This window comes from Nocardia sp. NPDC047654, assembly GCF_043205035.1.
GTDB lineage: Bacteria > Actinomycetota > Actinomycetes > Mycobacteriales > Mycobacteriaceae > Nocardia.
The window spans coordinates 31,044-37,963 of record NZ_JBIDDF010000029.1 but is presented as its reverse complement, the minus strand read 5'-3'; the positions used below and the strand labels follow the sequence as shown (position 1 = coordinate 37,963).

The window sequence follows — 6,920 nt, the reverse complement described above, 5'->3', positions numbered from 1 at the left end:
GTTCGGCACATGCCGGTAGATCACCATCGGATCCCGCCCGACCGCCTCGGCCAACCGCCGCATCGACAGCGCATCGACACCGTCCCGATCGATGATCTCGAGCGCCGCGGTCAGCACGGTCGTCCTGGTGATCGCACCGTTGCCCCGGCCGGTGGCGGCGCGGTCGGGCCGTCGGTTCCCAGAGCGAGAGCTCGGGCGATCGATCGGAACTTCGGCCATCTCGGATGCCTCCCTCGTCATCAGAATCTCCGATGGTGTGTGACTAGTGTAGACCTACATCGTTGACATCCCGTAGTTCAGGCATCCAGTGCGATCGCGGGGACGGGATGTCAGCGGGTTCGCCTCCGCTCCCGCTGGCTCGGACGGTGCGCATGGGGCATTTCGACCATGCCGGGGGTGTTGTCGGGTCGGGAAGCGGAAGGAGACCGGTGTTGTCCGTACCCATGACCTGTCGGCGTCGGTGTGCCGACCGCTGACTCCGGCACGTGCGCAGCGGCTCGCTCATCAGTTCGTCACCGCGGCCGACGCAGACGATATCGACGTCCAGTGCGGTCTACCCATGCGCGGTCGTGTCGACCGCCGCGCTATCGAGGTTGAATACGCCTGGCATGGTGACACCGCGAACGTTGGCCAGCGTGTCACCGGTGAACAGCACGAGGTGATGTGGCAGATGCAACGCCAGGCTGCCCGCGGTATGTCCAAGGACATGGAGGATTCGGCGCCGCCGCCGAAGTCGAGCACCTCGCCGCCGCGTAGCTCGCGGTGGACCGGGGCTGGACGCGGAGGTGGGCCCAGTTCCAGAGCTTCGGCGATCGGACGTTCCTAATCGCGCAACACCGGTGCCGGCTGCGGACGCTCGCCCCGCACGATATCGGCATCGGCGTGATGGGCCCAGATCTCGGCTCCCCATTCGGCGAGGTCGGCTGAGCCGATGTGGTCGTCGTGGGCATGGGTGAGTATCACCCGTCGCGCCTGGTCGGAGGCGAAACCCAAAGCGCGAAGACCTTGCTCGATCGCTCCGGCGGACCGCTGTCGATCAGCGTCCCCTCCGCTTTTGTTGAGCGGTCCACCGATCACCAACTGCGACAGCATGTCTGGGAGAAATCCATCAGCAGCTCGAAACGACTGGGCCGCCCGGCGAAGCTGCCGCCAGGCTTCCTTGCCTGGCCGGTGTCGGTGCGGGACGTCAGAAGGAAAAACGGGAGTCGACCCCATTCGCGACGTGAGTGAGCATCAGCACTCACCTTGCACGAATGGAACCCCCAATCTTTGAACAGAACGAGTCGTCATCGCGTTGATCGTAATCCCCACGACAGCGACCCACGCCGGAGCGCCTCGGCGCCGATGCCGATCCCTACACACACGTCACCTTCTGGGCGCCCTCCCTCACGGCAGTGGGATCTGGCCGCGGTACATACCTGGTCGGAGTTCTTCCGGCTTCCGGAACCGCTTACCGGGAATCCGTGCAGCAGCCCGGCCGTGAGGTCCATCTCTACCGCTTCCTCCGAGCCATGTCCGAGCGTTACAGCCAGGGCACCCCGGCCCGCAGCAACACATTGGCGTACGGCCGGGCCTCGCCGGTGCGCACCACGAACCGGCAGGCTCCGATGCGCTGTTTGAAGTCGTCGTGGTCGATCAACTCGGCGTTGAGGCCGCTGAGCAGGGTAGCGGCCTCCGGGTTAGTGTCCGCGACGTCGCGGCTGCCCCAGGCGGCTTCGACAGTTACCTCTCCCAGGATCAGCTCGAGGATCGGCTCGAACCGGGGAAGTCCGTAACTGATGCCCAGGTCTATGACCGGCACGCCGACGGGTGCCGGCAGACCGGAGTCGCTGACGGCGAAGAGGTCGGTATGGCGCAGCGCCGTGAGTGCGGCGAGCAATTCGGCGTGAATGAGTCCGCTGGTGCGCAAAGTTCGATTCCTTGTCGAAGAGGGGTCATACGAGGGGCTGGGCTATGGGGATGGCCGCGAGCGCCGTGACGATCTGGTCGCCGGTGGGGTAGGAGGCGTGGGTTCCCGGTGTCTGGACGGCGAGTGCACCGGCCGCGGTGGCGTAGGCCACGGCGCCACCGAGCGGCATACCATCGGCGAGTGCGACGGCCAGCGCGCCGACGAAGGCGTCGCCCGCACCGGTGGAATCCATCGCATTCACCTGTGGCGCAGCCTGATATCCCCCGGAAACCGGCGCCGGCGCATCGCAGCGGTGCGCCCACACCGACCCGGCGGCCCCCAATGTGGCGACGACGGACTCCACCCCCCGCAGGCACAGCGTACGGGCCAGGTGGAATGCCTGCTCGGGCGTCCGCGCGGTGGTTCCCGTCAGCGCTGACAGCTCGGATTCGTTGACGATCAGTGGATGGCAGCGGCGCAGCAGCTCATCCGGCAGCGTCGTCGCCGGAGCGGCATTGAGGACGAACCGGCGCGCCCGCCGCGCAGCCCATTCGACCACGCTCGGCGGCACTTCCAACTGTGCGACGACGACTTCGGCCGACCGCAGCAAGTGGGCCTCGGCCATGGTGTCGAGTTCGGATTCGGATTCCCAGCCGAAGTTGGCACCGGGATCGACCACGATCTGGTTCTCGCCGTCGGCGACGGTGATATAGGCGGTTCCGGTCCGCGCGTCCTGCACCTCGCGCAGTGCAGTCAGCTCGACACCATGCTCGCGCAACGCTTTCCGAAGTCCGGGATCGGCATCACGGCCGATTCTGGCAATGAATTCGACCCGGCCGCCGGCTCGTGCCGCCGCTACGGCCTGGTTGGAACCCTTGCCGCCCAGGTTGGTGCGCGAGCGCAGTGCCAGCACGGTTTCGCCGGGCCTCGGCAGCTGTTGCACCTCACAGACGATGTCCTGGTTGACCGAGCCGAGAACGACAACCGTCACGACTCGGCTCCGTCCGGGGTGATCTCCAGATTGCCGGGTGCGGCACCGGTGATCAATGCGACCAGCCGGTCGCCGTCCACTTCGGCGATCCGATGTGCCGCTACGGATCTGCCGCGTCGCAGGACCACGACGTTGTCGCAGATCCGCATGACCTGTGCCAGATCGTGACTGATGATCAATACGGTGATCCCTCGCTCGCGCAGGCCGCGCACCAACTTCTCGACCGCGGCGGTCTCCCGTACGCCCAGCGCGGCGGTCGGCTCGTCCATGATCACCATGGATTTGCCCCAGGCCACCGCGCGGGCGATGGCGATGCTCTGGCGTTGTCCGCCGCTCATCCGGCGCACGGTCGTGCGCACCGAGGGCACATCGACATCCAGATCGCGCAGGATCTCGCCGCTGCGGGCGATCATCGCCCTGCGGTTGACGATGCCGAGCGGATATACCAGCTCGCGGTTGAGGAAAAGATTCTGCCACACGGCCAGATCGTCGATGAGTGCGAGATCCTGATACACGGTCTCGATGCCCATCTTACGGGCGTCCTCCGGTGAGCGCAGGCGCACCGGTTCGCCCTTGAACAGGATCTGCCCGGTATCCGGTGTCTGCACGCCGGTCAGGCAGCGCACCAATGTCGACTTGCCCGCGCCGTTGTCGCCGACCAGTGCGGTGACCTCACCCTCCGGAATCCTCAGCGAGACCCCGGCCAGCGCACGCACCGAGTCGAAGGACTTGGTGAGCTCGCGCGCCTCCAGCAATGGAATCGTCATGTTTGGTCTACTTTCGGAAGCGGGCGATCCCGGCGGCCAGCAGCAGCACCGCGCCGACGGCGACGGGCTGGTAGTACTGCGAGATGCCGAGAATGGTGAACCCGTTGATCAGCGAGGTGAACAGCACCGCACCGCATACGGTGCCGAGCACCGACGCCTTGCCGCCGGACAGCGACGAACCGCCGAGCACCACCGCGGCGATCGAACTCAGCAAGTAGGTGGTCTGTAGCGACGGATCCGCACCGCCGTTGCGGGCAACCAGCATGACACCGGCTATGCCGCACAGCAATCCGGACATGGCGTAGGCGAACAGGCGGATCCGGTTCACCGAAATGCCGGTGTCGCGCGCGGCCTCCAGTCGTCCGCCGGTGGCAAGCAAGTGGGTGCCGATCCGAGTGCGGAAGACGATGCCCGCCACGACCAATGCGGCGACCAGTGCCAGCAGCCAGAACCAGCGCACCGGTCCGATGCCGTCGAGTGCGAGCCGTTGCAGGAAGCGGGAACTCACCGCCTGGGTATTGCCGTGCGTCAGCAGCAGGGTGATGCCGTTGAGCACGCTCAGCATGCCGAGTGTAACGACGAAATCGGTCATATGCAGTCGACCGACCAGCACGCCGTTGACGATGCCGACCGCCAGTCCGGCGAGGATCGCTGTCCCGATGGCGACCGCCATCGGGTAGCCGTGGCTGGCCAGATACCCGAGGACGGCTGCCGCCCACGGCAGATTGGCGCCGACCGACAGATCGATGCCGCCGACGGTGATCGCGAACTGCTGACCGAGCGCGAGCACAGTGAGGATGGTCGAGGCGACGAGCAGATCACCGATATTGTCCGCCGTCAGGAAGTTCGGGGTGGCGATGAAGAACGCCACCCACAGCACGACCAGGGCGAGCGGTGCCGCGAATTCGGCGACCTTGGCGAGGATCTCCGTGTGCCCCTCACGCGCGCGGAGTTCTTCGGTTGCCTCCGCGGTCACTTGTTCAACAGCCCTTCTACCGGGTTGTCGAAGGCGACGATCGGACGCGGGAACGCCGCGATCTGCTGGTCGACATTGTCCTTGCCGATGAAGGCAATGGGGGAGACCACGCGCTCGGGCAGCTTCTTGCCCTGGTGTTCGGCAAGGCAGCTCTGCACCGCGAGTTGTCCTTCGGCATAGGGGTATTGGGTCACCGTTCCGGTCAGGGTGCCCGCCTTGACTGCGTCGAGGGCGGCTTGGATGCCGTCGACGGAGATCACCTTGATCTGGCCGGTCCGGCCCGCGTTCTTGATGGCCTGTGCCGCGCCGAGGCCCATCGTGTCATTGGCTGCGAAGACGCCCGTGATATCCGGATGCGCCTTCAGAATCGCCTCGGTGACCTGCAGGCCCTTGTCCTGTTCGTAGTCGGCGGGCGCCTTCTGCACGATCTCCAGCTTGCCCGCGACGGCATCGGTGAAGCCCTGGTCGCGGTTGATGCCGTTCTGCTCGCCCGCGATGCCCTGCAGGATGGCGACCTTGCCGGTACCGCCGAGCGCCTCGAGCATCTTCTGCCCGGCGATGCGGCCCGCATCGAGATTGTCCGAGCCGATGAAGCTCGCATACGACACCCCGGCCTGCGCGGAGGCCTTCGCATCGATCTGGGTGTCGAGATCGAGAATCGGAATGTTCTTGCGCGCCACCGGCGTCAGCGGGGTGATCACATTCGTGGCATTGACCGGCACCACGCCGAAGCAGTCGTAGCCCTGCGCGGCCAGGGTGGAGATCTGGGCGTTCTCACCGTCGGCGTCGGTCTCGGATTGTCCGGCCTGCACCGTGACTTTCACCCCGAGCCTCTGTCCCTCCGCGAGGGCACCGTCACGCAATGCCGCCCAGTAGGGGTTGGTGAAGTTCCGGGTGACGATCGCGATCTTGAAATCGCCATCGCTCCCGTCCTGTCCGCCGCGACCGCAGGCAGCGGCAGCAAGCGCGCCGATGAGGACAAGCGGCGCCATTGCACGCCTGAATCGAGCATTCATCGTCAGTTCGACCTATCCATCTCAGGTATCAACTCGTGTTGATCAACGCGAGTTGATGAGTAGTGTGTGACCCGAGTCACCGGCTGTCAAGTCACGTATGCGGAGTGCTTGGATGGACGGTCGGAGCAAGGAGAGATTTCCGATGGCAGTCACACGAGCCGACGTGGCGCGGCTGGCCGGTACGTCACCGGCGCTGGTGAGCTATGTCCTCAACGGCGGACCGCGGCAGGTCGCGCCCGCGACCAAGGCCCGGATCGAGGCGGCCATCGCCGAACTCGGCTACCGGCCCAATATGTCCGCGCGCAGCCTGCGCATGAACCGCGGGCATGCGCTGGGCATGGTGATTCCGGACGGCGCCAACCCGTTCTTCGCCGAACTGTCCGCGGTGATCGAGGCGGCTGCCTTCGCGCGGGGGTATCCGCTTTTCGTTGGCAATGCCGCCGGTGACGAAGATCGCGAACGCGCCTATGTGCGCACCTTCATCGATCGCAGAGTCGAGGGGCTGCTTGCGATTTCGTCGTCCTGGAAGACCGGCATCGCCGACGCCTGTGAGGAGGCGGGCATGGTTTTGGTGGCGCTGGACCGCGTCATCGATCCGGCGCGTTGCGCGCACGTCATGTGCGATTCGGTCGCAGGTGCAGAACAAGCCGTCGCCCATCTCATCGGACACGGCCACCGCGAAATCGCCTGCCTGAGCGGCCCGAACGTGTCCACTGCCGAGGACCGCGTGCAGGGCTACCGAAATGCTCTGGCGGCCGCAGGACTTGCCGAAGGACGTATCGTGCGCACGGATTTCGGCGGTGCTGCGGGCTACCGCGCGCTGGCCGATCTTATGGCCGATTCGCGCCGCCCCACAGCGGTTTTCGTGACCAGCGACCTGCAGGCAATGGGTATGCTCCGCGCCGCCTACGATGCCGGGCTGCGAGTCCCCGACGACCTCGCGGTGGTCGCCTTCGACGGAATCGAATACTCCCGCTATACCCGCCCGGGCCTGACCACGATGGCCCAGCCCACCCGTCTCATGGGCGAGACCGCGATTGATCTGCTGCTACGACAGCTCGATGAACACGTGCCCCGCCCCGGAGTGGTAAATCTCGAAGCAGTACTTCACACGCGGGGTTCATGCGGTTGTCCCGACGAATTCTGAGGACTACTGGTCGAGGGCGGGGTCCTTGGCTTCAGGATGGCGGCCAGATTCGAGACCTGAGTGGGGGTCTTACCCGTTTTGCAACAACGGGCGCCCGCTACATCAAAGCCCTCGCCACCGCCGCCGGGCTGCCCG

8 protein-coding genes are annotated in these 6,920 nt (G+C 65.9%); 1 reads left to right on the top strand and 7 read right to left on the bottom strand.

The features are described from left to right. From ACGF7Y_RS35595 to ACGF7Y_RS35565, 7 genes are all read right to left on the bottom strand, one after another. On the bottom strand, positions 1–240 hold a 240-nt coding region (locus ACGF7Y_RS35595; protein WP_393242035.1), incomplete at its 3' end, for a TetR/AcrR family transcriptional regulator. 582 nt (positions 241–822) lie between these two features. After that, positions 823–1,092: an MBL fold metallo-hydrolase gene (locus tag ACGF7Y_RS35590; RefSeq protein ID WP_393242032.1), complete on the bottom strand. Its 270-nt coding sequence runs from the start codon at positions 1,090–1,092 to the stop codon at positions 823–825. 430 nt (positions 1,093–1,522) lie between these two features. Further along, positions 1,523–1,909, bottom strand: coding sequence for a D-ribose pyranase (gene rbsD, locus ACGF7Y_RS35585; protein WP_393242029.1), 387 nt, complete (start codon positions 1,907–1,909; stop codon positions 1,523–1,525). A gap of 25 nt (positions 1,910–1,934) precedes the next feature. Continuing rightward, entirely contained in the window at positions 1,935–2,879 is a 945-nt protein-coding gene (locus ACGF7Y_RS35580; RefSeq protein WP_393242026.1) for a ribokinase, read from the bottom strand. Then, on the bottom strand, positions 2,876–3,646 hold the full coding sequence (locus ACGF7Y_RS35575; RefSeq protein ID WP_393242023.1) for an ATP-binding cassette domain-containing protein: 771 nt from the start codon (positions 3,644–3,646) through the stop codon (positions 2,876–2,878). The genes ACGF7Y_RS35580 and ACGF7Y_RS35575 overlap by 4 nt, the downstream gene beginning before the upstream one ends. Before the next feature lie 7 nt (positions 3,647–3,653). Continuing rightward, positions 3,654–4,622 (bottom strand): ABC transporter permease, encoded by a 969-nt coding sequence (locus ACGF7Y_RS35570; RefSeq protein ID WP_393242020.1) that lies wholly within the window; start codon positions 4,620–4,622, stop codon positions 3,654–3,656. Further along, positions 4,619–5,614 carry a substrate-binding domain-containing protein gene (locus ACGF7Y_RS35565; RefSeq protein ID WP_393242018.1) on the bottom strand — a complete coding sequence of 332 codons (996 nt, stop codon included), beginning with the start codon at positions 5,612–5,614 and terminating at the stop codon, positions 4,619–4,621. Before ACGF7Y_RS35565 ends, ACGF7Y_RS35570 begins: the two co-directional genes overlap by 4 nt. Positions 5,615–5,801: 187 nt before the next feature. On the opposite strand from ACGF7Y_RS35565, the gene ACGF7Y_RS35560 reads away from it, so the two are divergent. Then, positions 5,802–6,785 carry a LacI family DNA-binding transcriptional regulator gene (locus ACGF7Y_RS35560; protein WP_393242015.1) on the top strand — a complete coding sequence of 328 codons (984 nt, stop codon included), beginning with the start codon at positions 5,802–5,804 and terminating at the stop codon, positions 6,783–6,785. Positions 6,786–6,920 lie beyond the last annotated feature (135 nt).